Source organism: Shewanella decolorationis S12 (assembly GCF_000485795.1).
GTDB lineage: Bacteria > Pseudomonadota > Gammaproteobacteria > Enterobacterales > Shewanellaceae > Shewanella > Shewanella decolorationis.
Window position 1 is genome coordinate 1 of sequence record NZ_AXZL01000052.1, and the last position, 23,693, is coordinate 23,693.

The following is a 23,693-nucleotide window of genomic DNA, read 5'->3' on the forward strand; positions in this document are numbered from 1 at the left end:
GCAAGAGCAGGGTCAACTTGCTCTTGAATAAAGGCCCCCTTTTAGGGGGTTAAAACAAAGCCACCTTCTTCAGAAGGTGGATTCTTTACTGCCTACTGTAGACCCAAGGCTGAACTATACTCAAAGCTGGGCTCCACTAGGAAACTAACCATGGGTTTAATTAAGTCATTAATTAAAAGATGGCGTCAGGTTTTCAGCCTAACTCTTATAGGATTTCAACCGGCAGTTTACGCGGCAAAAGTTGTTGTTATTGAAAGCTATCATCAAGGCTATATGTGGGATAAGCAATATTACCAAGCCATTCTAGATACGTTAGCACCAGAAAATGAAGTAACTCACTTTGAAATGGACACAAAGCGATTGCCTAAAAATCAGCATCCCAAGCGTGCAGATCTAGCGTGGCAATTTATTCAACAACAGCAGCCAGAGCTTGTTATCCTAGCTGATGATAACGCTGTTAATTACCTTCACCAGCGCTTAAATGCTTCACAAATACCAGTGGTATACCTTGGGATCAATATGAATCCTAGAGAATACCATTTGAATGAATATAAAAATTTTACGGGTGTGCTTGAAAGACCTTTACTGAGGCGATCTCTGCTGCTATTACAACGAATATTACCCCCAACAAAGCATAGAAAAATATTAGTACTATTTGACCAAAGCGATACCTCAAAGCTTGCAGCTGAGTATATAAGCAAGCAACAACTAAGTATGCTTAGCGATGTTGAAGTTGAAATCTTGCAGCTAAAACAACTCGATGAATGGCGAAAGCAAGTGTTACAGGCAAAAGGTAATGGTTTTAGCGCAATCGTTATCGCCCTTTACCATGCTGTTAGGGATGACCAAGATCAGTCAGTCAATGCAGAAGATTTATTAAAATGGATTTCAACTAACACACCTGTTCCTAATTTCGGTTTTTGGGGATTCAGTATTTACAATGAAGGTAATGTAGGTGGTTATGTTCTAGATGGTTACCAACACGGAAAGATTGCAGCCAAAATGGCTTTGAGGATCTTGGAGGGTGAGAAACCCGAAGATATCTTCCCAGTGACCGATGACGTCGGCCAATTTATGTTTAGCCGCAAAGGATTGAAGAAATGGCACTTAAACCTTCCGACAGAAATCGAGAAACAAACGTCCTGGGTTGAGTGATAACACACTATTAAATGCATATATCACTTTCTAAAACAGTGGATAGGCAAATTACATGATGAATGAGTAGAAGGACTTGCTAAGCTGGCGTAGTCATTCAAAACAAAAAACCGGGCCTAGAGCCCGGTTTTTTCAATCTTTGTAACCTTAATTACTCAGCAGCTTCAACTTCAACAGCTTGAGCAGCTTCTGGACGACCTACTAGCTCGATGTAAGCCATTGGGGCTTTATCACCAGCACGTAAACCGCACTTAAGGATACGGGTGTAGCCACCAGGACGTTCCTGGTAACGTGGACCCAATTCAGTGAATAACTTACCTACGACTTCAGCGTCGCGAGTACGTGCAAACGCTAAACGACGGTTTGCAACGCTGTCACTCTTAGCAAGTGTTATCAGAGGCTCAACTACGCGACGCAGTTCTTTCGCTTTAGCTACGGTTGTCTTGATGATCTCATGACGAACCAGTGAGCTTGCCATGTTACGGAACATAGCTTGGCGGTGGCTGCTGTTGCGGTTAAGTTGACGACCACTCTTACGATGGCGCATGACCTAATCCTTATAACCTAAATCTGTACAAACCTGAGACTTATAGGTCGTCTGCTAAACTAGCTGGAGGCCAGTTTTCCAGACGCATACCTAACGACAGTCCGCGAGAAGCTAAAACGTCCTTAATTTCAGTAAGAGATTTCTTACCTAAGTTAGGGGTCTTGAGCAGCTCAACTTCAGTACGCTGTACCAGATCTCCGATGTAATGAATCGCTTCGGCTTTCAAACAGTTAGCCGAACGTACAGTTAGCTCTAAATCGTCGACAGGACGCAACAGAATCGGATCGAACTCCGGCTTCTCTTCTTTCATTTCTGGCTCAGTCACGTCGCGCAGCTCAACGAACGCATCCAGCTGTTCAGCTAAGATGGTTGCAGAACGACGGATAGCTTCCTCAGGATCGATAGTACCGTTAGTGGTCATATCAATAACGAGTTTATCTAAGTCAGTACGCTGTTCAACACGAGCTGCTTCTACATTGTAGGCAATACGTGCGACTGGCGAGAAAGAAGCATCAACCAGCAAACGACCGATTGGGCGATCATCGTCTTCAGTCTGTGCACGAGCAGATGCTGGCACATAACCACGACCACGCTCAACGCGAATACGCATGCTGATATCATTGTTACCTGTTAAATGACAGATAACATGATCAGGATTCACGATAGTGACATCACCATCATGCGTGATATCTGCTGCGATGACAGGGCCTGCGCCGGACTTGCTTAAAGTAAGCATAGCCTCGTCTTTACCCTCGATAGTCACTGCTAACCCTTTCAGGTTCAGCAAGATTTCAAGGATATCTTCTTGTACGCCTTCCTTACTGCTGTATTCGTGCAGTACGCCGTCAATCTCGACTTCGGTAACCGCGCAGCCGGGCATAGACGACAATAGGATGCGACGCAACGCGTTACCTAAAGTGTGGCCGAAACCACGCTCAAGCGGTTCCAAAGTAACCTTGGCACGTGTTGAGTTAACCTGCTCGATATCAACGAGACGCGGTTTAAGAAATTCTGTAACAGAACCCTGCATTGTGTCCTCTCTTGTTTGTTAGCTTTACTTAGAGTAAAGCTCGACGATCAGCTGTTCGTTAATTTCCGCAGACAAATCGCTACGTTCTGGAATACGCTTGAAAGCACCTTCCATTTTCGCGCTGTCGACTTCAACCCATGTAGGCTTCTCGCGTTGAGCAGCCACTTCTAAAGCCGCTTTGATACGAGCTTGAGTGCGTGACTTTTCACGGATGCTTACAACATCATTCGCAGACACTTTGAATGACGGAATGTTAACAACACGACCGTTAACCATAACAGATTTATGGCTTACTAGCTGACGTGATTCTGCACGAGTCGCACCGAAACCCATACGATAAACAACGTTATCTAAACGAGTTTCTAAAAGTTGCAACAGGTTCTCACCGGTGTTGCCTTTCAGACGTGCAGCCTCTTTGTAGTAGTTACGGAATTGTTTCTCTAACACACCGTAAATACGACGAACTTTTTGTTTTTCGCGTAACTGTAAACCGTACTCTGACAGACGTGGCTTACGAGCGCCATGCTGTCCTGGTGCAGATTCCAGTTTACACTTTGAATCGATTGCTCTCACACCGCTTTTTAAGAAAAGGTCAGTACCTTCTCGGCGGCTGAGCTTGAGCTTGGGACCCAAGTATCTTGCCATGATCTTTCTCCAACTATCCTAATGAAACGCGTTATACACGACGTTTTTTAGGAGGACGACAACCATTATGAGGGATCGGCGTCACATCGGTAATGTTGGTAATTTTGTAACCAACAGCGTTCAGCGCACGAATGGCTGATTCACGACCTGGACCTGGACCCTTCACAAACACTTCAAGGTTTTTTAAACCGTAGTCTTGAGCAGCAGCACCTGCACGCTCAGCAGCTACTTGAGCAGCAAATGGAGTAGATTTACGTGAACCACGGAAACCTGAACCACCTGAAGTAGCCCATGACAACGCATTACCTTGACGATCTGTAATGGTGACAATTGTGTTGTTGAAAGAAGCATGGATATGAGCCATGCCATCTGCAACCTGTTTACGTACGCGCTTACGCGGAGAACGTGACGGAACTTTAGCCATTGTCTACCTTCCCGTTACTTCTTAATTGGTTTACGTGGACCTTTACGCGTACGCGCATTGGTCTTAGTACGTTGCCCACGAAGAGGCAGGCTACGACGATGGCGGAGACCACGATAGCAACCAAGGTCCATCAGACGCTTGATGTTCATGGAAATCTCACGACGTAAGTCACCTTCTACTAAGTATTTGGCAACTTCTTCGCGTAGGGTGTCGATTTGAGCTTCGCTCAATTCCTTGATCTTAGCAGTTTCAGCAATTGACGTAGCTGCGCAGATTGCTCTAGCGCGAGTACGGCCGATGCCGAAAATTGCAGTCAATGCGATGACTGTATGCTTTTGATCAGGAATGTTAATGCCAGCGATACGGGCCACTATGCACTCCTTAAGTTAAAGGCCAACTGCGAAAAGCCCGAAAGGATACTCGACAGTTGACAGATTTGCAAACAATATTTTGTTCAGCCCAACATTGGGCTGAACAATCTTTCAATTAGCCTTGACGCTGTTTGTGTTTTGGTTCAACACAGATAACGCGTACAACGCCACTACGCTTGACGATCTTGCAGTTACGGCAGATCTTCTTCACGGAAGCTCGAACTTTCATTTCATCACTCCGTAAAGCTACTTAGCGACCAAAGCGATCTAAGTTCGCTTTGTTTACTAGGTTAGCTTTCTTCATCACAGACTCATACTGATGTGACATCATATGGGTCTGAACCTGAGCCATGAAGTCCATGATTACGACTACCATAATTAGTAGTGAAGTACCGCCAAAATAGAACTGTACTTTCCACGCAATTAACATGAACTCCGGAATTAAACAGATAAAGGTAATGTATAACGCGCCAGCTAATGTCAGGCGAGTCATTACTTTATCAATGTAACGCGAAGTCTGTTCTCCAGGACGGATCCCAGGGATGAATGCACCACTCTTCTTCAGGTTATCTGCTGTTTCACGTGGGTTAAATACCAACGCAGTATAGAAGAAACAGAAGAAGATAATCGCTGCTGCATACAATAATGAGTAAAGCGGTTGTCCTGGTGACACGGCCAGTGAAAAATCACTTAACCATGACATAGACTCATTTTGACCAAACCACTGAGCCAGTGTGCCTGGGAACAAAATGATGCTTGACGCAAAAATTGGGGGAATTACACCCGCCATGTTTATTTTCAGCGGCAAGTGAGTAGATTGCGCAGCGAATACCTTACGGCCTTGCTGGCGCTTAGCGTAGTTAACAACGATACGACGTTGACCACGTTCTACAAACACCACGAAATAAGTCACAGCAAAAATAATTACCGCGAGCAACAACAATACTAACACATTCAGGTCACCTTGACGCGCCTGCTCAGCCGTTTGGCCGATAGCGGAAGGTAATCCAGCAACAATACCTGCGAAAATTAAAATCGAGATACCATTACCTATACCTCGTTCGGTAATTTGCTCACCTAGCCACATCAGGAACATGGTTCCTGTTACTAAGCTCACAACCGCAACAAAGTAGAAACCGAATCCAATGTTGACCACAAGGCCTGGGACTAAGTTTGGTAACCCTGTTGCAATACCGATCGACTGGAATGTACCCAGCACCAACGTGCCCCAACGTGTGTACTGACTGATTTTTTTACGTCCAGACTCGCCTTCTTTTTTCAATTCAGCGAGTGCAGGATGCACCACAGTCAATAACTGCATGATAATCGATGCCGAAATATACGGCATGATACCTAATGCAAAGATAGAAGCACGGGAAAGAGCACCACCCGAGAACATGTTAAACATGCCAAGGATGGTACCTTTTTGCTGAGCAAACAGCTCTGCTAATACAGCTGCGTCAATACCAGGAATTGGCACAAACGAACCGGCTCTAAAGACGATAATCGCACCAATCACGAACAGGAGGCGAGCTTTCAATTCAGAAAGTCCACCTTTCGCGCTTTTTAAATCAAGTCCTGGTTTTGCCATCGACGTATTATTCCTCGATCTTACCGCCAGCAGCTTCAATCGCTGCACGTGCACCTTTGGTTACCTTCAGACCTTTTACGGTCACTGGGCGCTCAATGGTACCTGAAAGAACGATTTTCGCAAACTGGATGTTGCGAGTAATAACGTTCGCATCTTTCAGAGCGTTTAAGTCGATAACATCACCGTTAACTTTAGCCAGTTCGAGTACACGAACTTCAGCTGTTACCATAGCGCGACGCGAGGTAAAACCAAATTTAGGTAAACGGATCTTAAGTGGCATTTGACCACCCTCGAAGCCTGGGCGTACACCGCCACCGCTACGAGATTTTTGGCCTTTGTGACCACGACCAGCAGTTTTACCTAAGCCTGAACCCATACCACGGCCTACGCGCTTTGGTGCATGCTTAGCGCCTGCAGCTGGAGATAGAGTATTTAAACGCATCTATTAATCCTCCACCTTAACCATGTAGTAGACCTTGTTGATCATACCGCGAACTGAAGGAGTATCTTCTAATTCAACAGTGTGACCAATGCGACGCAGACCAAGACCAGTTAAGGTCGCACGGTGCTTTGGTAAACGACCGATAGCACTTTTAGTCTGAGTAACTTTTACAGTTTTAGTTGCCATGGTGCATTACCCCCGAATTTCGTCAACATTCAGGCCACGCTTAGCTGCGATTTGCGAAGGTGACTTCATGTGCACCAGAGCATCTACAGTCGCGCGAACGATGTTGATCGGGTTAGTAGAACCGTATGCTTTTGACAGAACGTTATGAACGCCTGCTACTTCCAATACGGCACGCATTGCGCCACCGGCGATAATACCGGTACCCTGTGATGCTGGTTGCATGTATACACGTGAACCAGTATGACGACCTTTAACTGGGTGATGCAGAGTGCCTGCATTCAACTCAACGGTCACCATGTTACGACGGGCTTTTTCCATAGCTTTTTGAATCGCTGCTGGAACTTCGCGCGCTTTACCATAGCCATAGCCGACCTTACCGTTACCATCACCCACTACTGTTAGTGCAGTGAAGCTAAAGATACGACCGCCCTTAACTACTTTAGAAACACGATTAACTGCAATTAATTTCTCTTGCAGATCGTCTTTTTGCTGAGCTTCTAATTTAGCCATTTTTATAACCCCTTAGAACTGGAGGCCAGCTTCACGAGCAGCATCTGCCAGAGCAGCTACACGACCGTGATACTTGAAACCAGAACGATCGAACGCAACAGAAGTTACGCCTTTCTCGATCGCGCGCTCAGCAATAAATTTACCTACTGCTTTAGCCGCGTCTACGTTACCGGTACTCTTCAGTTGCTCTTTAACCGCTTTTTCCACGGTTGAAGCAGCTGCCACCACCTGAGCTTCAGGATTGATCACCTGAGCATAAATGTGACGCGGTGTACGATGTACAACCAGACGGTTCACGCCCAGCTCTTGGATCTTCTTACGAGCGCGAATAGCGCGACGTAAGCGAGATGTTTTCTTATCCATATCGCGTTACCTACTTCTTCTTAGCCTCTTTACGGCGTACTTCTTCGTCGTCATAGCGAACACCCTTGCCTTTGTATGGCTCTGGTGGACGGTATCCGCGAATCTCAGCAGCGACTTGGCCAATTAACTGCTTATCAACGCCACGTAGGACGATGTCAGTTTGGCTTGGACACTCTGCAGTAACGCCTGCGGGCAGTTTGTGTACTAACGGATGAGAGAAACCTAAAGTCAGGTCAATGTCAGAACCGACGAGCTTCGCACGGTAACCAACGCCAACTAACTTTAACTTACGCTCAAAACCTTGAGATACACCAACAACCATGTTGTTTACTAATGCACGTGTGGTACCAGCCTGTGCCCAAGCGCCAACAGCGCCTTCCACAGGTAGGAACTTGATCACGCCATCTTCAATAACAACATTGACCGCATTGTTGATCACTCGAGTCAGACTTCCTTTCGCGCCTTTGACGGTCAGGGTCTGTTCGTTTAAGGTCACCTCTACGCCAGCTGGAATAGATACTGGTGCTTTTGCTACACGAGACATTCCTAGCTCCTTATGCTACGTAGCAGATAACCTCGCCACCCATGCCTGCAAGGCGGGCGGCACGATCAGTCATCAGGCCTTTAGAAGTGGACACAATTGCGACACCCAGTCCGCCCATCACTTTTGGTAATTCGTTTTTACCTTTGTAAATACGAAGACCAGGACGGCTTACGCGCTGGATAGTCTCAACGACTGGTTGGCCTTGGAAATACTTTAAAGTGATTTCCAGTTCAGGCTTGGCTTCATCTGCTACGGCGTAATCAGCGATGTAACCTTCTTCTTTAAGCAGTTTCGCGATAGCGACTTTCAGCTTAGCAGAAGGCATCTTCACAGATACTTTGTTAGCAGCTTGGCCGTTACGAATACGGGTTAACATATCCGCAATAGGATCTTGCATGCTCATATTAGCTTACTCCGTGACAAGTGCTTACCAGCTAGCCTTACGCAGGCCAGGAACTTCACCACGCATGGTTGCTTCACGTAACTTGATACGGCTTAAACCGAACTTACGCAGGAAACCATGTGGGCGACCAGTTTGATTACAACGATTGCGTTGACGCGATGCGCTGGAATCACGTGGTAGAGCTTGCAGCTTTAATACTGCGTCCCAACGGTCTTCGTCAGAAGAAGCTGGACTTGCAATAATTGCTTTCAGAGCAGCGCGCTTTTCAGCGAACTTAGCTACGAGCTGTGCACGCTTTGCTTCACGTGCTTTCATTGATGTTTTTGCCATTACGCTACCCTTATTTCTTGAATGGGAAGTTAAAAGCGTCTAACAAAGCACGACCTTCTTCGTCAGTATTCGCAGAGGTAGTGATAACAATATCCATACCGCGAATTTTATCGATTTTATCGTAATCGATTTCTGGGAAAATGATCTGCTCACGCACGCCCATTGCGTAGTTACCACGGCCGTCGAACGCTTTAGCGCTCAGACCACGGAAGTCACGAATACGTGGGATTGCGATGTCAACTAAACGCTCTAAGAATTCCCACATACGCTCACCGCGCAGGGTCACTTTACAGCCAATAGGGTAGCCTTCACGGATTTTAAAACCAGCAACTGATTTACGAGCAACAGTCACTACTGGTTTTTGACCAGCGATTGCAGTCATGTCACGAACAGCATGTTCCATAACTTTTTTGTCTGCAACGGCTTCGCCAACACCCATGTTCAGGGTGATTTTCTCAATCCGAGGGACTTGCATGACACTGGTATAACCGAACTTTTTAGTCAGTTCAGCGACAACAGTCTCTTGATATTTATCATGCAGTTTCGCCATCGTTTACTCCAGTTACTTAACGAGTTCACTGTTCGATTTAAAGAAACGAACTTTTTTGCCGTCTTCAAATCGGAAACCAACACGATCCGCCTTGCCAGTGACAGGGTTAAAGATCGCAACATTTGATGCTTGAATCGGTGCTTCTTTCTCAACAATACCACCGGCTACACCCAGTTGTGGGTTTGGCTTTTGGTGTTTCTTGACAAGATTGATGCCTTCAACAATTAACTTACCAGTAGGTAATACTTGAGCAACTTTAGCGCGTTTGCCCTTGTCTTTACCTGCTAATACGATTACTTCGTCTTGACGACGGATTTTAGCTGCCATTTTGAAGCTCCTTACAGTACTTCTGGTGCCAGCGAGACAATCTTCATGAACTGCTCAGAGCGCAATTCACGTGTCACTGGTCCAAAGATACGAGTGCCAATCGGCTGCAGGTTGTTGTTCAGAAGAACTGCTGCATTCCGATCGAAGCGAATGACAGAACCGTCTGGACGACGTACGCCTTTCTTAGTACGGACTACCACCGCGTTATACACATCACCTTTCTTCGCTTTAGCGCGAGGAATTGCTTCTTTAACAGAAACCTTGATGATGTCGCCGATACCGGCATAACGACGATGAGAGCCACCCAAGACCTTAATACACTGAACTCTGCGTGCGCCGCTGTTACATGCGACGTCAAGAGTCGATTGCATTTGGATCATTTTAAGTGCTCCGCTATCGTTACTACACAATTCCCACAATTGGGACTATAAACACCATTTTTGCTTTGAATTTAGTCAAAAATGGCGCGCAAATATAACACCATAAATATGGAATGTATAGTATTAAAAAACAAACGGCCCCAAATACTGGAGCCGTTTACCTAAATACCTAATATAATTAGGCCTTTGATACTACTTCAACCAGAGTCCAAGATTTAGTCTTAGACAGAGGACGACATTCGCGGATCGCTACTACATCGCCTTCGTTGCACTGATTAGCTTCATCGTGTGCATGGATTTTAGTCGTACGCTTAATGTACTTCCCATAGATTGGGTGTTTCACTTGGCGTTCGATAGCTACAGTAATGGTTTTATCCATTTTGTTGCTTGTCACACGACCTTGCAAAGTACGGATTTTATCAGACATTATGCACCCGCCTTAGAAGTAATAATGGTCTTAACGCGCGCAATGTTACGGCGCACTAATTTCAGTTGATGAGTCTGAGTCAACTGACCAGTGGCGTGTTGCATACGCAGGTTGAACTGCTCACGCAGCAGACCAAGTAGTTCAGCGTTCAATTCTTCAACGCTCTTTTCTCTTAGTTCGCTCGCTTTCATTACATCACCGTCTTAGTTACGAAGGTAGTCTTAATTGGAAGCTTGGCAGCAGCTAAAGCAAACGCTTCACGAGCGATCACTTCAGAAACACCATTCATCTCATAAAGAACCTTACCAGGTTGAATCTGACATACCCAGTATTCAACGTTACCTTTACCTTTACCCATACGCACTTCAAGAGGCTTAGAGGTAATTGGCTTGTCCGGGAAAACTCGAATCCAAATTTGTCCCTGACGCTTAATGTGACGTGTCATGGCACGACGTGCAGATTCGATCTGACGAGCAGTTAAACGACCACGGCCGACTGCTTTCAGACCAAAAGTACCAAAGCTAACTTCGGTACCGTTCGCTAGACCGCGGTTGCGGCCTTTGAACATCTTGCGAAACTTCATACGTTTAGGTTGCAGCATTGCCGGCTCTCCTATTTACCACGAGGCTTGCGCTTAGGTTGCTGCTGTTTCGGCTCTTCAATCTGTGGCAGCATTCCGTCCAGAACTTCACCTTTGAAGATCCAAACTTTAATACCAATCACACCGTATTGAGTGTGACTTTCAGAGGTTGAATAGTCGATATCAGCACGCAGTGTATGCAAAGGTACACGACCTTCACGGTACCACTCAGAGCGCGCAATCTCAGCACCGCCTAAACGGCCACTAACTTCAACTTTGATACCTTGAGCACCAATACGCATTGCGTTTTGTACTGCACGCTTCATAGCGCGACGGAACATAACACGACGCTCTAATTGCTGTGCAATTGAGTCAGCAACTAACTTGGCATCTAGCTCAGGTTTACGGATCTCAGCGATGTTAATTTGAGCAGGAGTGCCAGCCAGTTTTGAAACTGCAGCACGCAATACTTCAACGTCTTCACCTTTCTTACCGATCACAACACCTGGACGGGCAGTGTGAATAGTAACGCGGATGCTTTTCGCTGGGCGTTCGATAACAATCTTAGATACTGATGCAGCTTGCAGTTTGTCTGCAAGATACTTACGCACTTCCCAGTCGCTGTTCAGGTTATTTGCATAATCTGACTTATCTGCGTACCAGGTAGAGATCCAAGGCTTGGTGATACCCAGACGGATACCATTAGGATGTACTTTCTGTCCCATTGCTCTCTCCTAGCGATCTGATACAACCACAGTGATGTGGCTGGTACGCTTCATGATACGATCAGCGCGGCCTTTAGCACGAGGCATGATACGCTTCATAGTTGGACCCTCGTCAACGAAGACGGCGCCTACTTTTAGCTCATCAATGTCAGCGCCTTCGTTGTGTTCGGCGTTTGCGATAGCTGAGTCAAGTACTTTTTTAACCAGTACGGCGGCTTTCTTTGGGCTGAAAGTCAAAATTTCGAGGGCCTTAGCAACAGGCAAACCACGAATTTGATCAGCAACGAGACGAGCCTTCTGCGCAGACGTACGGGCAAAACGATGTTTAGCTAAAACTTCCATCTTATTCCTCCCGTATTAACGCTTCTTCGCTTTCTTATCAGCAGCATGGCCGCGATAAGTGCGAGTTGGTGAGAATTCACCAAGTTTGTGGCCGATCATTTCGTCAGTTACGAACACAGGAACGTGCTGACGACCATTATGGACAGCGATGGTCAAACCAATCATATTTGGAATGATCATTGAGCGACGTGACCAAGTCTTAATAGGCTTCTTGTCACCTGCTTCCATCGCTTTCTCTACCTTCTTCAGCAAGTGCAGGTCAATGAAGGGACCTTTCTTGAGAGAACGTGGCATGGCGAATCCTCTTACTATTTATTACGACGACGTACGATGTACTTGTCAGTGCGCTTGTTACTACGAGTCTTATAACCCTTAGTTGGCACACCCCATGGAGTCACTGGGTGACGACCACCAGAAGTACGGCCTTCACCACCACCGTGTGGATGGTCTACCGGGTTCATTGCAACACCGCGAACTGTTGGGCGAACGCCTCTCCAGCGCTTAGCACCTGCTTTACCTAACTGGCGTAGCATGTGTTCGGCATTACCAACTTCACCAAATGTTGCGCGGCAATCAACTGGCACTTTGCGCATTTCGCCAGAGCGAAGACGTAAAGTGGCATATGCGCCATCACGAGCAACAACTTGTACATAAGCACCCGCTGAACGCGCGATCTGAGCACCTTTACCAGGCTTCATTTCTACAGCGTGCACAACAGAACCTACTGGAATGTTGCGCAGTGGCATTGCGTTACCGGTTTTGATTTCGGCTTCAACACCAGACTGGATCTTGTCGCCAGCTTGCATGCCTTTAGCAGCAAGGATGTAACGACGCTCACCATCCGCATACAGTACTAACGCGATGTGCGCAGTACGGTTTGGATCGTATTCCAGACGCTCAATTTTTGCAGGGATACCGTCTTTATCGCGTTTGAAGTCGATTAAACGGTAGTGCTGCTTGTGACCGCCACCAACGTGACGAACAGTGATACGGCCAGTGTTGTTACGGCCACCACTTTTAGATTTTTTCGCCAACAGGCCAGCAAAAGGTTTACCCTTGTGCAGGTCAGAGTTCACCACTTTAACAACGTGGCGACGACCTGGAGAGGTTGGCTTACACTTAATAACTGCCATGATAATTCTCCTTTGCTTACTCAGCGCCGCCGACGAAATCGATGTCAGCACCAGCAGCTAAAGTCACGTAGGCTTTTTTCCAATCGCTACGACGGCCAGCACGGCCACCAGTACGTTTAGTTTTGCCTTTGCTCACTAAAGTGCGAACTGATTCGACTTCAACTTCAAATAGCTTAGCAACAGCAGCTTTGATTTCAGCTTTAGTTGCATCGATAGCTACGCGGAAAACAACAGTGTTGTGCTTCTCAGCATTCACAGTGCTCTTTTCAGAGATGTGAGGTGCAAGAATTACTTTTAGCAAACGTTCTTCGCGGATCATCATGCTAGCATCTCCTCGATTTGCTTAACTGCATCAGCAGTCACAAGCACTGTGTTGAACGCGATCAGACTTACTGGGTCTAGACCTGCAACGTCACGAACGTCAACCTTGTACAGGTTGCGAGCTGCTAAGAATAAATTCTCGTCAACTTCTGAAGTCACAATTAACACGTCTTCTAAGTTCATTGCTTTCAATTTAGCTTTCAGCTCTTTAGTTTTAGGAGCTTCAACGCTGAATGATTCAACAACAACCAGACGGTCTTGACGTACCAGCTCAGACAGAATGCTTTTCAGCGCGCCGCGGTACATCTTCTTGTTAACTTTTTGGCTGTGATCTTGAGTTTTAGCAGCGAAAGTTACGCCACCGCCACGCCAGATTGGGCCCTTAACACCACCCGCACGAGCGCGGCCAGTGCCTTTTTGGCGCCATGGCTTTTTGCCAGAGCCAGTTACTTCCGCACGAGTCTTTTGAGCACGAGTGCCCTGACGTGCGTTTGCAGCGTATGCTACAACTACCTGATGAACCAGTGCCTCGTTAAAGTCACGGCCGAAGGTAGTTTCGGAAACTTCAAGAGCGCTTTGCGCGTCTTTCAATACCAATTCCATTACTATCTCCTCAGACCTTAAGCTTTAACTGCAGGCTTGATGATCAGGTCGCCGTTAGTTGCGCCCGGAACAGCACCTTTAACCAGTAGCAGGTTACGTTCAACATCTACACGTACAACGTCTAGATTTTGAGTAGTAACACGCTCGGCACCCATGTGGCCTGACATTTTCTTGCCTTTAAATACGCGACCAGGCGTTTGGTTCTGACCGATAGAACCGTTCGAACGGTGCGACAAAGAGTTACCGTGAGTCATATCTTGAGTACGGAAGTTCCAACGCTTAACACCGCCTTGGAAGCCTTTACCTTTAGATTGACCAGTAACGTCAACTTTCGCTACATCAGCGAAGATACCTACATTTAGCTCAGCACCAACTTCAATGCCTTCGCCTTCACCGTCTGCCAGACGCAATTCCCACAGTCCACGACCGGCTTCAACACCGCTCTTGGCAAAGTGACCTGCTTCTGGTTTAGTGATGCGATTGGCTTTTTTGGTACCAGTAGTAACTTGAAGAGCACGGTAACCGTCAGTTTCTAAAGTTTTCACTTGAGTAACACGGTTGCCAGCAACTTCAATTACTGTAACAGGTATAGAAACACCATCTTCAGTGAAGATGCGAGTCATACCAACTTTACGACCAATAAGACCGATAGCCATCTCTCAAACCTCTTCTAAGGATCTCAATTAACCCAAGCTAATCTGTACGTCGACACCAGCCGCAAGATCTAAACGCATTAGCGCGTCTACAGTCTTTTCAGTTGGCTCTACGATGTCAACCAGGCGCTTGTGTGTACGTAATTCGTACTGGTCACGAGCATCTTTATTAACGTGCGGAGAGATCAAAACGGTATAACGCTCTTTGCGCGTTGGCAGTGGGATAGGACCACGTACCTGGGCGCCTGTACGCTTAGCAGTTTCAACGATTTCCGCTGTAGACTGATCAATTAAGCGATGATCAAATCCTTTTAAGCGGATACGGATTCTTTGGTTCTGCATTGACCAGAGCTCCTAAAATGGACACATAAAAAATCACCCTCTAGCTTCTTCCTAACTGGAAAAGCAGAGCGAGATGATTTAACCGTTCGACTCCCAATCGGAGCCGCTATGATAATGACAAGTTCATTGACTTATCATTTGATTCGCTAACCTAGATTAACGAGGGGGCCATTATACTTATCTAAAATTAGATTTCAAGCCCGCTGTGTAAATAGTCATCAAAAAGACTATTCAACTTCAGAGTGGCGAGCATTTTACACAATTTTCAGGATAACACCAGCCCAAAATAAAAAAGGAAGCCGAAGCTTCCTTTTTCAGTACTATAACTCGTTCGCGATTAAGCGAAAATCTTAGCTACAACACCAGCACCTACTGTACGGCCACCTTCACGGATTGCGAAGCGTAAACCTTCGTCCATCGCGATTGGGCAGATCAGAGTCACTTTCATCTTGATGTTGTCGCCTGGCATTACCATCTCTACGCCTTCTGGCAGTTCGATAGTGCCTGTCACGTCAGTTGTACGGAAGTAGAACTGTGGACGGTAGCCTTTGAAGAATGGAGTGTGACGACCACCTTCTTCTTTTGACAGAACGTAAACTTCTGATTCAAAAGTAGTGTGTGGGTTGATTGAACCTGGCTTAGATAATACTTGACCACGTTCTACGTCATCACGCTTAGTACCACGTAACAGGATACCACAGTTCTCACCTGCACGACCTTCGTCAAGCAGCTTGCGGAACATTTCAACACCAGTACAGGTTGTCTTAGTAGTAGTACGGATACCTACGATTTCTACTTCGTCACCAACACGTACGATACCACGCTCAACACGACCAGTTACTACTGTACCACGGCCAGAGATTGAGAATACGTCTTCGATTGGCATCAGGAATGGCTTATCGATATCACGCTCTGGTTCTGGAATGTAAGAGTCTAAAGCTGCTGCCAGCTCAAGGATCTTCGCTTCCCACTCTGGCTCGCCTTCAAGCGCTTTCAGAGCTGAACCTTGGATTACTGGTAAATCATCACCTGGGAAGTCGTATTCTGATAACAGTTCACGTACTTCCATTTCAACGAGTTCTAACAGCTCAGCATCGTCAACCATGTCACATTTGTTCATGAATACGATGATGAATGGTACGCCTACTTGGCGAGACAGCAGGATGTGCTCACGAGTTTGTGGCATTGGACCGTCTGTAGAAGCTACTACCAGGATCGCGCCGTCCATCTGTGCAGCACCAGTGATCATGTTTTTAACATAGTCAGCGTGGCCTGGGCAGTCTACGTGTGCGTAGTGGCGAGTTGGTGTGTCATACTCGATGTGAGAGGTATTGATGGTAATACCGCGCTCACGCTCTTCTGGAGCGTTATCGATTTGAGAGAAGTCTTTAGCTTCACCACCGTAGGTCTTAGCCAGTACGTGAGAGATAGCTGCAGTCAGAGTGGTTTTACCATGGTCAACGTGACCGATGGTGCCCACGTTAACATGGGGCTTAGAACGTTCAAATTTAGCTTTAGCCATGGTATTGCCTCAATCCAAGAGTCTTGGTGATGAAAACATACATATAGAAAAAATCCGATGCATATAAATGACATCGAACCGATTATTTAGGTATAGGAGCTTAATTTAGAAAGGCTGGTGCTGATAGGCAGATTCGAACTGCCGACCTCACCCTTACCAAGGGTGTGCTCTACCAACTGAGCCATATCAGCAACTAAATTTGGAGCGGGCAGCGGGAATCGAACCCGCGTTATCAGCTTGGAAGGCTGGAGTAATACCATTATACGATGCCCGCGCAACCTAACTAAGGCTACCTAACTACCTAGAAAATGGTGGAGGGAGAAGGATTCGAACCTTCGAAGGCGGAGCCGTCAGATTTACAGTCTGATCCCTTTGGCCACTCGGGAACCCCTCCAGTAAAATGGTGCCGGCACCAAGAGTCGAACTCGGGACCTACTGATTACAAGTCAGTTGCTCTACCAACTGAGCTATGCCGGCAAATCATTTCGGAACGGGATATTAGGTAAATGTGTGCCCAAGTGCAAGCAAAAATCGACGATTTGTTTAAAAAAAGCAATCAAATGATGCTTTTTTACACTCAAACCCAAGCAGTCGAGCAATTATTCTGCGAATACTCAAGCCTGACCAATAAACGGGGCATCGAGAATAGATTTTATATTGTCGATACTTAAGTCATGGTGTACTGTGCGATCCCTAAGCCGAGGAAAGCCAATGACGTCAAAAAATCCAATTCAAAAAGCACTCTATCTTGCCTTTGAGCGCGCGCAATGGTCTGTTTTACGGGACGCAGTGCCGATGACACTGAGTGAACAAGACTTGGAAAATTTGCGTGGTATTAATGAGAAGGTCTCCCTCTCAGAAGTTACCGACATTTACTTGCCACTCAGCAGGTTACTCAATCTCATCGTGAAATCGAAGCAACAACGTGGCTTAGTTTTGGATGAGTTTCTCGGCCAAAAACCCTCGAGCAGTCCTTATATCATTAGCATTGCTGGCAGCGTTGCCGTAGGCAAAAGTACCACAGCGCGTATTTTGCAAGCCTTGCTACGCCACTGGCCTGAGCATCCTAAGGTCGATTTAGTCACTACCGATGGTTTTCTGTATCCTTTAGCTGACTTAAAGCGCAAAGGTTTACTGCAGCGTAAAGGCTTTCCCGAAAGCTACGACATGAAGATGTTGGTCGAATTTATTTCGGCGGTAAAATCGGGGCAAGCCCATGTGAATGCGCCTATCTATTCCCACGTGACTTACGATCGTATTCGCGGCCAGCATCAAACGGTCTCTCAGCCCGATATTTTGATCCTAGAAGGACTCAATGTACTGCAAACAGGTTTAGATTCACCGGTTGATATACGGCGCCCCTTCGTCTCCGACTTTGTCGACTTCTCGATTTACGTCGATGCCGAAGAGCACTTATTAAAGCAGTGGTATCAGGAGCGCTTTTTGCAGTTCCGCAAAGGTGCCTTTAGTGATGAAAAGTCGTATTTCCACCACTATGCCAGCCTAACGGATGATGAGGCGAATGCGATTGCGGCAAAGATTTGGGACACGATCAACGGCCCCAATCTACAACTCAATATTCAACCAACAAGAGAGCGAGCACATCTGATCCTGCAAAAAGGCCAGGATCACTTGATGTCCCACGTATTATTACGCAAATAGCTATCTTGGCCTTAAACTGATTTCGCCGCCGATGTATGCCTGTGTGCCATCGGCGGTTTCGAGTAACACAGCACCCTGTTCGTCGACGCCGCGGCAAATACCATCGACATGATTTTCCCCCATGAGCAAACGGATCTCTTTCCCATAGAATAAATCAGCCGCTTGCCAACGCAGTTTGAATGCCGCAAGTCCTTCTCGCTCAAAGAGTTGAATGTCTTTCTTCAGCTGCTTTTGCAGCGCAATCACGAGATCCGTTTTATTCGGCATAGTAGCTAAGGCGGATAAATCGCTCCAAGGCTGGTCGATACCTTTTCCTTGGTCTTCCGACATGGCCATATTAACGCCAATACCAATGATCAATTGGCATTCGCTGTCGGCCTGACCTGACATCTCAATTAAAATCCCAGCAAGCTTTTTATAATTCAGGTAAATATCGTTTGGCCATTTCACGCCGATATTATCAACACCAAAGGATTTCAATACCTCTACTAAGCTACAAGCCACCACTAGGCTTAAACCCATCGCCTGCGCCATCCCCTGGGGGAATGACCAAAACTGCGAGAAATATAAATGATGTCCATAGGGAGAAACCCAAGTACGGCCGCGACGACCTCGCCCTGACGACTGGTATTCCGCGACACACAGGTCGCCACTCTTAAGCTCACCCGTATGACTTAACATAAATCCGTTAGTACTAGGGATCTCATCAAAATAAAAGCAGCGATTATCAATCGACTGAATTAACCGAGCTGAGTCGATGAGGGAGATGGGATTCGCTAATTTATAACCACGGCCTTTAACACTGTAAATCGCCACGCCATAGTCTTCCAAAGCATCCACATGCTTACTCACCGCCGCACGAGAAATACCCAGTTGTGTTGCCAACTCTTCACCTGAGACAAAATGTTCGCTCGACAACAATCCCAGTATTTCGCGTTTTCTCACCCAGTTATCAGACATCGAGACTCGTCTCCCCTGTTAATCCCATAATTCTTGGCTCGGCTTCGAGCTTAACACCAAAAACCTCATTCACTCGCGTAATCACATGCAATGCTAATCGACAAATATCTTGGCCAGTCGCATGGCCTAAATTGACTAATACTAAGGCTTGCTTCGCATGCACTCCCGCATTTCCGAGGGTAAAACCTTTAAGACCTGCATGCTCAATCAGCCACCCCGCAGCCAGTTTAACCTCTCCATTGGGTTGCGCATAACCGACGATACTCGGGAAACGCGCAGCAAGCTGCATATAAGTCGCCGCGCTTACGATTGGATTCTTAAAGAAGCTGCCAGCATTCCCTAGCACTTCTGGATTAGGTAGCTTTTCACTCCTCACCTCACAGACCCGATCAAAAATCTCTCTCGGGGTCACTGTTTCAGCGGTAAATGATTGCAACGGACCATAGGCTAGTTTTGGTTGCCAAGCTTTAGGGAGACGCAAACCAACGGCGGTAATCACAGCCTTGTCGCGTAAGCGGCTCTTAAATATCGACTCCCGATAGGCAAACTCACACTCATCGACTGTAAGCCTTCGCAAGTTACCAGACTCAAGTTCCAGATATTCGACCCAATCACAAATATCGCACAGCTCAACGCCATATGCGCCGATATTTTGGATCGGAGCCGCACCAACAGTGCCAGGGATCAGCGCTAAATTCTCAAGTCCTGGCATATTCTGATTTAAGCTGAAATGAACCAACTCATGCCAGTTCTCACCTGCCTCAACAGCAAGGTAAAAGTGAGTGTCATCTTCAGAGCAGGAAATCCCCTTAGACAAAACTCGCACTACAGTGCCATTAAAATCATTGGTGAATACGATATTGCTGCCGCCACCGAGTACAAGCATAGGTCGCTTAGACTGATATAAGGATAAGCAGGCCGATTGCAGCTCTGCCTTGGAATGGACTTCAATCAATGATAAGCAGGATTGCTCCACGCCAAAAGTATTAAACGGCTTTAGCGAATATGGAAAAGACATGATGATGTTCTGCTGCGACAAAAGCGACATTGTAAACGCTTCACCCTAGAATTGCAGCAAACTGAGGTCGATCGGTCAAAGCAGACAAATAAATGAAGCAAGATCTTGAACAAGAGTAAAAATAATAGTGGAAGTGGCAGTTAAGAACGCCAAAAGCAAAAAAGCCAGCTTATTCAGCTGGCTTCATTGTTTATTTAGGCGCTTGGCGATGACCTACTCTCACATGGGGAGACCCCACACTACCATCGGCGCGATTGCGTTTCACTTCTGAGTTCGGGATGGGATCAGGTGGGACCACAATGCTATTGTCACCAAGCAAATTTGTTATTCACTACCCGTCTTATCTTGATGTAGGCAGTAAATTAATTCGGAAAGCTTCTTTGAGTTGCACTTCTTAAGTGTTCATATTCAAGCTAAGTGCTTGTAAAACCCATCTGGGTTGTATGGTTAAGCCTCTCGAGTCATTAGTATCAGTTAGCTCAACGCCTCACAACGCTTACACACCTGACCTATCAACGTCCTAGTCTCGAACGGCTCTTTAGTGGACTTAAAGTCCAAGGGATGACTCATCTTGGGGCTCGCTTCCCGCTTAGATGCTTTCAGCGGTTATCGATTCCGAACATAGCTACCGGGCAATGCCATTGGCATGACAACCCGAACACCAGCGGTTCGTTCACTCCGGTCCTCTCGTACTAGGAGCAACTCCCCTCAATCATCCAACGCCCACGGCAGATAGGGACCGAACTGTCTCACGACGTTCTGAACCCAGCTCGCGTACCACTTTAAATGGCGAACAGCCATACCCTTGGGACCGACTTCAGCCCCAGGATGTGATGAGCCGACATCGAGGTGCCAAACACCGCCGTCGATATGAACTCTTGGGCGGTATCAGCCTGTTATCCCCGGAGTACCTTTTATCCGTTGAGCGATGGCCCTTCCATTCAGAACCACCGGATCACTATGACCTACTTTCGTACCTGCTCGACGTGTCTGTCTCGCAGTTAAGCTGGCTTATGCCATTGCACTAACCGTACGATGTCCGACCGTACTTAGCCAACCTTCGTGCTCCTCCGTTACTCTTTGGGAGGAGACCGCCCCAGTCAAACTACCCACCAGGCACTGTCCTTAACCCCGATTAGGGGCCCAAGTTAGAACATCAACACTACAAGGGTGGTATTTCAAGGACGACTCCACGAGAACTAGCGTTCCCGCTTCAAAGTCTCCCACCTATCCTACACATGTAGGGTCAATGTTCAGTGCCAAGCTATAGTAAAGGTTCACGGGGTCTTTCCGTCTAGCCGCGGGTATACGGCATCTTCACCGCAATTTCAACTTCACTGAGTCTCGGCTGGAGACAGCGTGGCCATCATTACGCCATTCGTGCAGGTCGGAACTTACCCGACAAGGAATTTCGCTACCTTAGGACCGTTATAGTTACGGCCGCCGTTTACCGGGGCTTCGATCATGAGCTTCTCTTGCGATAACCCAATCAATTAACCTTCCGGCACCGGGCAGGCGTCACACCGTATACTTCCTCTTGCGAGTTTGCACAGTGCTGTGTTTTTGATAAACAGTTGCAGCCACCTGGTATCTGCGACTGCCGTCAGCTTAGGGAGCAAGTCCCATCACCAACAGCAGCGTACCTTCTCCCGAAGTTACGGTACCATTTTGCCTAGTTCCTTCAGCCGAGTTCTCTCAAGCGCCTTGGTATTCTCTACCCGACCACCTGTGTCGGTTTGGGGTACGATTCCCGCTAACCTGAAGCTTAGAAGATTTTCCTGGAAGCATGGCATCAACTACTTCATCCCCTTGGGGACTCGTCATCAGCTCTCAGTGTATAGTGACCCGGATTTGCCTAAGTCACCCACCTACCACCTTAAACGCGGACTACCAACGCCGCGCTAGCCTAGCCTTCTCCGTCTCTCCATCGCAGTTAGCGGAAGTACAGAAATATTAATCTGTTTCCCATCGACTACGCCTTTCGGCCTCGCCTTAGGGGTCGACTCACCCTGCCCCGATTAACGTTGGACAGGAACCCTTGGTCTTTCGGCGAGGGGGTTTTTCACCCCCTTTATCGTTACTCATGTCAGCATTCGCACTTCTGATACCTCCAGTGTGGGTTACCCCTTCACCTTCAACGGCTTACAGAACGCTCCTCTACCGCGCAACTCTAATGAATTGCACCCGTAGCTTCGGTGGTATGTTTAGCCCCGTTACATCTTCCGCGCAGGCCGACTCGACTAGTGAGCTATTACGCTTTCTTTAAATGATGGCTGCTTCTAAGCCAACATCCTAGCTGTCTAAGCCTTCCCACATCGTTTCCCACTTAACATACACTTTGGGACCTTAGCTGACGGTCTGGGTTGTTTCCCTTTTGACGACGGACGTTAGCACCCGCCGTCTGTCTCCCGGATAGCACTCTTTGGTATTCGGAGTTTGCAAAGGGTTGGTAAGTCGGGATGACCCCCTAGCCTTAACAGTGCTCTACCCCCAAAGGTGTTCGTCCGAGGCGCTACCTAAATAGCTTTCGAGGAGAACCAGATATCTCCCGGTTTGATTGGCCTTTCACCCCCAGCCACAAGTCATCCGCTAATTTTTCAACATTAGTCGGTTCGGTCCTCCAGTTGATGTTACTCAACCTTCAACCTGCCCATGGCTAGATCACCGGGTTTCGGGTCTACGCCTTGCAACTAAACGCGCAGTTAACACTCGGTTTCCCTACGGCTCCGCTATTCGCTTAACCTCGCTACAAAACGTAAGTCGCTGACCCATTATACAAAAGGTACGCAGTCACGGTCTCAAGAACCGCTCCCACTGCTTGTACGTATACGGTTTCAGGTTCTATTTCACTCCCCTCACAGGGGTTCTTTTCGCCTTTCCCTCACGGTACTGGTTCACTATCGGTCAGTCAGGAGTATTTAGCCTTGGAGGATGGTCCCCCCATATTCAAACAGGATATCACGTGTCCCGCCTTACTCGTTTTCATCAAAGGTTAGTTTTCGTGTACGGGGCTATCACCCTGTGCCGCTGGACTTTCCAGACCATTCCACTAACACCCCTCTGACTTAAGGGCTAATCCCCGTTCGCTCGCCGCTACTAGGGGAATCTCGGTTGATTTCTTTTCCTAAGGGTACTTAGATGTTTCAGTTCCCCTCGTTTGCCTCATTAAGCTATGTATTCACTTAATGATGACCGCTTATGCGGCCGGGTTCCCCCATTCGGACATCGTTAGCTCAAATGCTTGTTACTAGCTCGCCAACGCTTTTCGCAAGTTACTACGTCCTTCATCGCCTCTGACTGCCAAGGCATCCACCGTATACGCTTAATCGCTTAACCATACAACCCAAATGAGTTTCGTTCGCTTGCCACTCCTCTTGTTATGCGGCGTTGCAAGTCTCATTCCTCAATCATGCAGCGCTGCTACACTCATTCGTCATTCAACTTACGGCCTTGCCTAACAAGCGATTGGCTGCGCTTACCTTATCGAAATAAGAGAAAACACAGATCGAATTGTATTGCGACCAGCTGGTTTTACTTGTCTCATCTTCGACCAAGAAGATGGACTCGCCTTAGACTTGAATATTCAAGACACTTAACAAGTGTTTTA

At 47.1% G+C, this 23,693-nt stretch carries 33 protein-coding genes, 4 tRNA genes and 2 rRNA genes; 2 read left to right on the forward strand and 37 right to left on the reverse strand.

Features of this window, described 5'->3' with window-relative positions; all coding sequences use genetic code 11:
* Positions 1-150 precede the first annotated feature (150 nt).
* Positions 151-1,155 carry an ABC transporter substrate-binding protein gene (locus SHD_RS04920; protein ID WP_023266115.1) on the forward strand — a complete coding sequence of 335 codons (1,005 nt, stop codon included), beginning with the start codon at positions 151-153 and terminating at the stop codon, positions 1,153-1,155.
* A gap of 151 nt (positions 1,156-1,306) precedes the next feature.
* On the opposite strand, the gene rplQ is transcribed toward SHD_RS04920, so the two are convergent.
* From rplQ to SHD_RS05085, 33 genes are all read right to left on the reverse strand, one after another.
* Positions 1,307-1,702 carry a 50S ribosomal protein L17 gene (rplQ, locus tag SHD_RS04925; RefSeq protein ID WP_011621033.1) on the reverse strand — a complete coding sequence of 132 codons (396 nt, stop codon included), beginning with the start codon at positions 1,700-1,702 and terminating at the stop codon, positions 1,307-1,309.
* A 40-nt stretch (positions 1,703-1,742) separates the two neighbouring features.
* A complete protein-coding gene (locus SHD_RS04930; protein ID WP_011070632.1) occupies positions 1,743-2,732 on the reverse strand; it encodes a DNA-directed RNA polymerase subunit alpha in 990 nt (329 codons plus the stop codon).
* Positions 2,733-2,756: 24 nt separating this feature from the next.
* Positions 2,757-3,377 (reverse strand): 30S ribosomal protein S4, encoded by a 621-nt coding sequence (gene rpsD / locus SHD_RS04935; RefSeq protein WP_011070631.1) that lies wholly within the window; start codon positions 3,375-3,377, stop codon positions 2,757-2,759.
* Positions 3,378-3,408: 31 nt separating this feature from the next.
* A complete protein-coding gene (rpsK, locus tag SHD_RS04940; protein ID WP_006083577.1) occupies positions 3,409-3,801 on the reverse strand; it encodes a 30S ribosomal protein S11 in 393 nt (130 codons plus the stop codon).
* A 14-nt stretch (positions 3,802-3,815) separates the two neighbouring features.
* Complete coding sequence (gene rpsM, locus SHD_RS04945; RefSeq protein ID WP_011070630.1) at positions 3,816-4,172, reverse strand: 30S ribosomal protein S13; 357 nt, start codon at positions 4,170-4,172, stop codon at positions 3,816-3,818.
* Between the two features lie 115 nt (positions 4,173-4,287).
* The gene (gene rpmJ, locus SHD_RS04950; protein ID WP_006083579.1) at positions 4,288-4,401 is read right to left on the reverse strand and encodes a 50S ribosomal protein L36; all 114 of its coding nucleotides are present in this window, start codon (positions 4,399-4,401) and stop codon (positions 4,288-4,290) included.
* A 21-nt stretch (positions 4,402-4,422) separates the two neighbouring features.
* Entirely contained in the window at positions 4,423-5,763 is a 1,341-nt protein-coding gene (gene secY, locus SHD_RS04955) for a preprotein translocase subunit SecY (protein ID WP_011621032.1), read from the reverse strand.
* Between the two features lie 7 nt (positions 5,764-5,770).
* On the reverse strand, positions 5,771-6,205 hold the full coding sequence (rplO, locus tag SHD_RS04960) for a 50S ribosomal protein L15 (RefSeq protein ID WP_011070628.1): 435 nt from the start codon (positions 6,203-6,205) through the stop codon (positions 5,771-5,773).
* A 3-nt stretch (positions 6,206-6,208) separates the two neighbouring features.
* Complete coding sequence (rpmD, locus tag SHD_RS04965) at positions 6,209-6,391, reverse strand: 50S ribosomal protein L30 (RefSeq protein WP_007644440.1); 183 nt, start codon at positions 6,389-6,391, stop codon at positions 6,209-6,211.
* 6 nt (positions 6,392-6,397) lie between these two features.
* A complete protein-coding gene (gene rpsE / locus SHD_RS04970) occupies positions 6,398-6,901 on the reverse strand; it encodes a 30S ribosomal protein S5 (protein ID WP_007644438.1) in 504 nt (167 codons plus the stop codon).
* Positions 6,902-6,913: 12 nt separating this feature from the next.
* Positions 6,914-7,264 carry a 50S ribosomal protein L18 gene (gene rplR, locus SHD_RS04975; RefSeq protein ID WP_023266116.1) on the reverse strand — a complete coding sequence of 117 codons (351 nt, stop codon included), beginning with the start codon at positions 7,262-7,264 and terminating at the stop codon, positions 6,914-6,916.
* A gap of 10 nt (positions 7,265-7,274) precedes the next feature.
* Complete coding sequence (rplF, locus tag SHD_RS04980; RefSeq protein WP_011715466.1) at positions 7,275-7,808, reverse strand: 50S ribosomal protein L6; 534 nt, start codon at positions 7,806-7,808, stop codon at positions 7,275-7,277.
* Between the two features lie 10 nt (positions 7,809-7,818).
* Positions 7,819-8,211: a 30S ribosomal protein S8 gene (rpsH, locus tag SHD_RS04985; protein ID WP_007644434.1), complete on the reverse strand. Its 393-nt coding sequence runs from the start codon at positions 8,209-8,211 to the stop codon at positions 7,819-7,821.
* A 24-nt stretch (positions 8,212-8,235) separates the two neighbouring features.
* Positions 8,236-8,541 (reverse strand): 30S ribosomal protein S14, encoded by a 306-nt coding sequence (gene rpsN / locus SHD_RS04990; protein WP_011715465.1) that lies wholly within the window; start codon positions 8,539-8,541, stop codon positions 8,236-8,238.
* Positions 8,542-8,551: 10 nt separating this feature from the next.
* On the reverse strand, positions 8,552-9,091 hold the full coding sequence (gene rplE / locus SHD_RS04995) for a 50S ribosomal protein L5 (RefSeq protein WP_011621029.1): 540 nt from the start codon (positions 9,089-9,091) through the stop codon (positions 8,552-8,554).
* A 12-nt stretch (positions 9,092-9,103) separates the two neighbouring features.
* Entirely contained in the window at positions 9,104-9,418 is a 315-nt protein-coding gene (rplX, locus tag SHD_RS05000; RefSeq protein WP_011070623.1) for a 50S ribosomal protein L24, read from the reverse strand.
* An 11-nt stretch (positions 9,419-9,429) separates the two neighbouring features.
* Entirely contained in the window at positions 9,430-9,798 is a 369-nt protein-coding gene (rplN, locus tag SHD_RS05005) for a 50S ribosomal protein L14 (protein WP_011715463.1), read from the reverse strand.
* A gap of 178 nt (positions 9,799-9,976) precedes the next feature.
* Positions 9,977-10,225, reverse strand: coding sequence for a 30S ribosomal protein S17 (rpsQ, locus tag SHD_RS05010; protein ID WP_011070622.1), 249 nt, complete (start codon positions 10,223-10,225; stop codon positions 9,977-9,979).
* A complete protein-coding gene (gene rpmC / locus SHD_RS05015; RefSeq protein WP_007644429.1) occupies positions 10,225-10,416 on the reverse strand; it encodes a 50S ribosomal protein L29 in 192 nt (63 codons plus the stop codon). The genes rpsQ and rpmC overlap by 1 nt, the downstream gene beginning before the upstream one ends.
* Positions 10,416-10,826 (reverse strand): 50S ribosomal protein L16, encoded by a 411-nt coding sequence (rplP, locus tag SHD_RS05020; RefSeq protein ID WP_006083593.1) that lies wholly within the window; start codon positions 10,824-10,826, stop codon positions 10,416-10,418. Before rplP ends, rpmC begins: the two co-directional genes overlap by 1 nt.
* Before the next feature lie 11 nt (positions 10,827-10,837).
* The gene (rpsC, locus tag SHD_RS05025; protein WP_011070621.1) at positions 10,838-11,530 is read right to left on the reverse strand and encodes a 30S ribosomal protein S3; all 693 of its coding nucleotides are present in this window, start codon (positions 11,528-11,530) and stop codon (positions 10,838-10,840) included.
* A gap of 9 nt (positions 11,531-11,539) precedes the next feature.
* The gene (rplV, locus tag SHD_RS05030; RefSeq protein ID WP_006083595.1) at positions 11,540-11,872 is read right to left on the reverse strand and encodes a 50S ribosomal protein L22; all 333 of its coding nucleotides are present in this window, start codon (positions 11,870-11,872) and stop codon (positions 11,540-11,542) included.
* A gap of 15 nt (positions 11,873-11,887) precedes the next feature.
* On the reverse strand, positions 11,888-12,166 hold the full coding sequence (gene rpsS / locus SHD_RS05035) for a 30S ribosomal protein S19 (protein WP_006083596.1): 279 nt from the start codon (positions 12,164-12,166) through the stop codon (positions 11,888-11,890).
* Positions 12,167-12,180: 14 nt separating this feature from the next.
* On the reverse strand, positions 12,181-13,005 hold the full coding sequence (gene rplB / locus SHD_RS05040; protein ID WP_011621028.1) for a 50S ribosomal protein L2: 825 nt from the start codon (positions 13,003-13,005) through the stop codon (positions 12,181-12,183).
* A gap of 16 nt (positions 13,006-13,021) precedes the next feature.
* The gene (rplW, locus tag SHD_RS05045; protein WP_039977607.1) at positions 13,022-13,324 is read right to left on the reverse strand and encodes a 50S ribosomal protein L23; all 303 of its coding nucleotides are present in this window, start codon (positions 13,322-13,324) and stop codon (positions 13,022-13,024) included.
* The gene (rplD, locus tag SHD_RS05050; protein WP_011070618.1) at positions 13,324-13,929 is read right to left on the reverse strand and encodes a 50S ribosomal protein L4; all 606 of its coding nucleotides are present in this window, start codon (positions 13,927-13,929) and stop codon (positions 13,324-13,326) included. The genes rplW and rplD overlap by 1 nt, the downstream gene beginning before the upstream one ends.
* A 17-nt stretch (positions 13,930-13,946) precedes the next feature.
* Positions 13,947-14,585 carry a 50S ribosomal protein L3 gene (gene rplC / locus SHD_RS05055; RefSeq protein WP_011070617.1) on the reverse strand — a complete coding sequence of 213 codons (639 nt, stop codon included), beginning with the start codon at positions 14,583-14,585 and terminating at the stop codon, positions 13,947-13,949.
* Between the two features lie 27 nt (positions 14,586-14,612).
* Entirely contained in the window at positions 14,613-14,924 is a 312-nt protein-coding gene (gene rpsJ, locus SHD_RS05060) for a 30S ribosomal protein S10 (protein WP_011070616.1), read from the reverse strand.
* Between the two features lie 337 nt (positions 14,925-15,261).
* On the reverse strand, positions 15,262-16,446 hold the full coding sequence (gene tuf, locus SHD_RS05065; protein ID WP_023266119.1) for an elongation factor Tu: 1,185 nt from the start codon (positions 16,444-16,446) through the stop codon (positions 15,262-15,264).
* 115 nt (positions 16,447-16,561) lie between these two features.
* Positions 16,562-16,637: transfer RNA gene (locus tag SHD_RS05070), tRNA-Thr, on the reverse strand.
* Positions 16,638-16,646: 9 nt separating this feature from the next.
* Positions 16,647-16,720: transfer RNA gene (locus SHD_RS05075), tRNA-Gly, on the reverse strand.
* Between the two features lie 35 nt (positions 16,721-16,755).
* Positions 16,756-16,840: transfer RNA gene (locus SHD_RS05080), tRNA-Tyr, on the reverse strand.
* 7 nt (positions 16,841-16,847) lie between these two features.
* A tRNA-Thr gene (locus SHD_RS05085) sits at positions 16,848-16,923 on the reverse strand.
* A 234-nt stretch (positions 16,924-17,157) separates the two neighbouring features.
* Between SHD_RS05085 and coaA the strand changes: the two genes are divergently transcribed.
* Positions 17,158-18,108: a type I pantothenate kinase gene (coaA, locus tag SHD_RS05090; RefSeq protein ID WP_011715453.1), complete on the forward strand. Its 951-nt coding sequence runs from the start codon at positions 17,158-17,160 to the stop codon at positions 18,106-18,108.
* Here the strand turns inward: coaA and birA are convergent, their stop codons facing one another.
* The 4 genes from birA to SHD_RS05110 all read right to left on the reverse strand — a co-directional run bounded on the left by birA (position 18,109) and on the right by SHD_RS05110 (position 23,422).
* Entirely contained in the window at positions 18,109-19,068 is a 960-nt protein-coding gene (birA, locus tag SHD_RS05095) for a bifunctional biotin--[acetyl-CoA-carboxylase] ligase/biotin operon repressor BirA (protein ID WP_023266121.1), read from the reverse strand.
* A complete protein-coding gene (murB, locus tag SHD_RS05100) occupies positions 19,061-20,086 on the reverse strand; it encodes a UDP-N-acetylmuramate dehydrogenase (RefSeq protein ID WP_039977609.1) in 1,026 nt (341 codons plus the stop codon). Before murB ends, birA begins: the two co-directional genes overlap by 8 nt.
* 200 nt (positions 20,087-20,286) lie before the next feature.
* Positions 20,287-20,402, reverse strand: a 5S ribosomal RNA gene (gene rrf, locus SHD_RS05105).
* A gap of 127 nt (positions 20,403-20,529) precedes the next feature.
* Positions 20,530-23,422, reverse strand: a 23S ribosomal RNA gene (locus tag SHD_RS05110).
* Positions 23,423-23,693 lie beyond the last annotated feature (271 nt).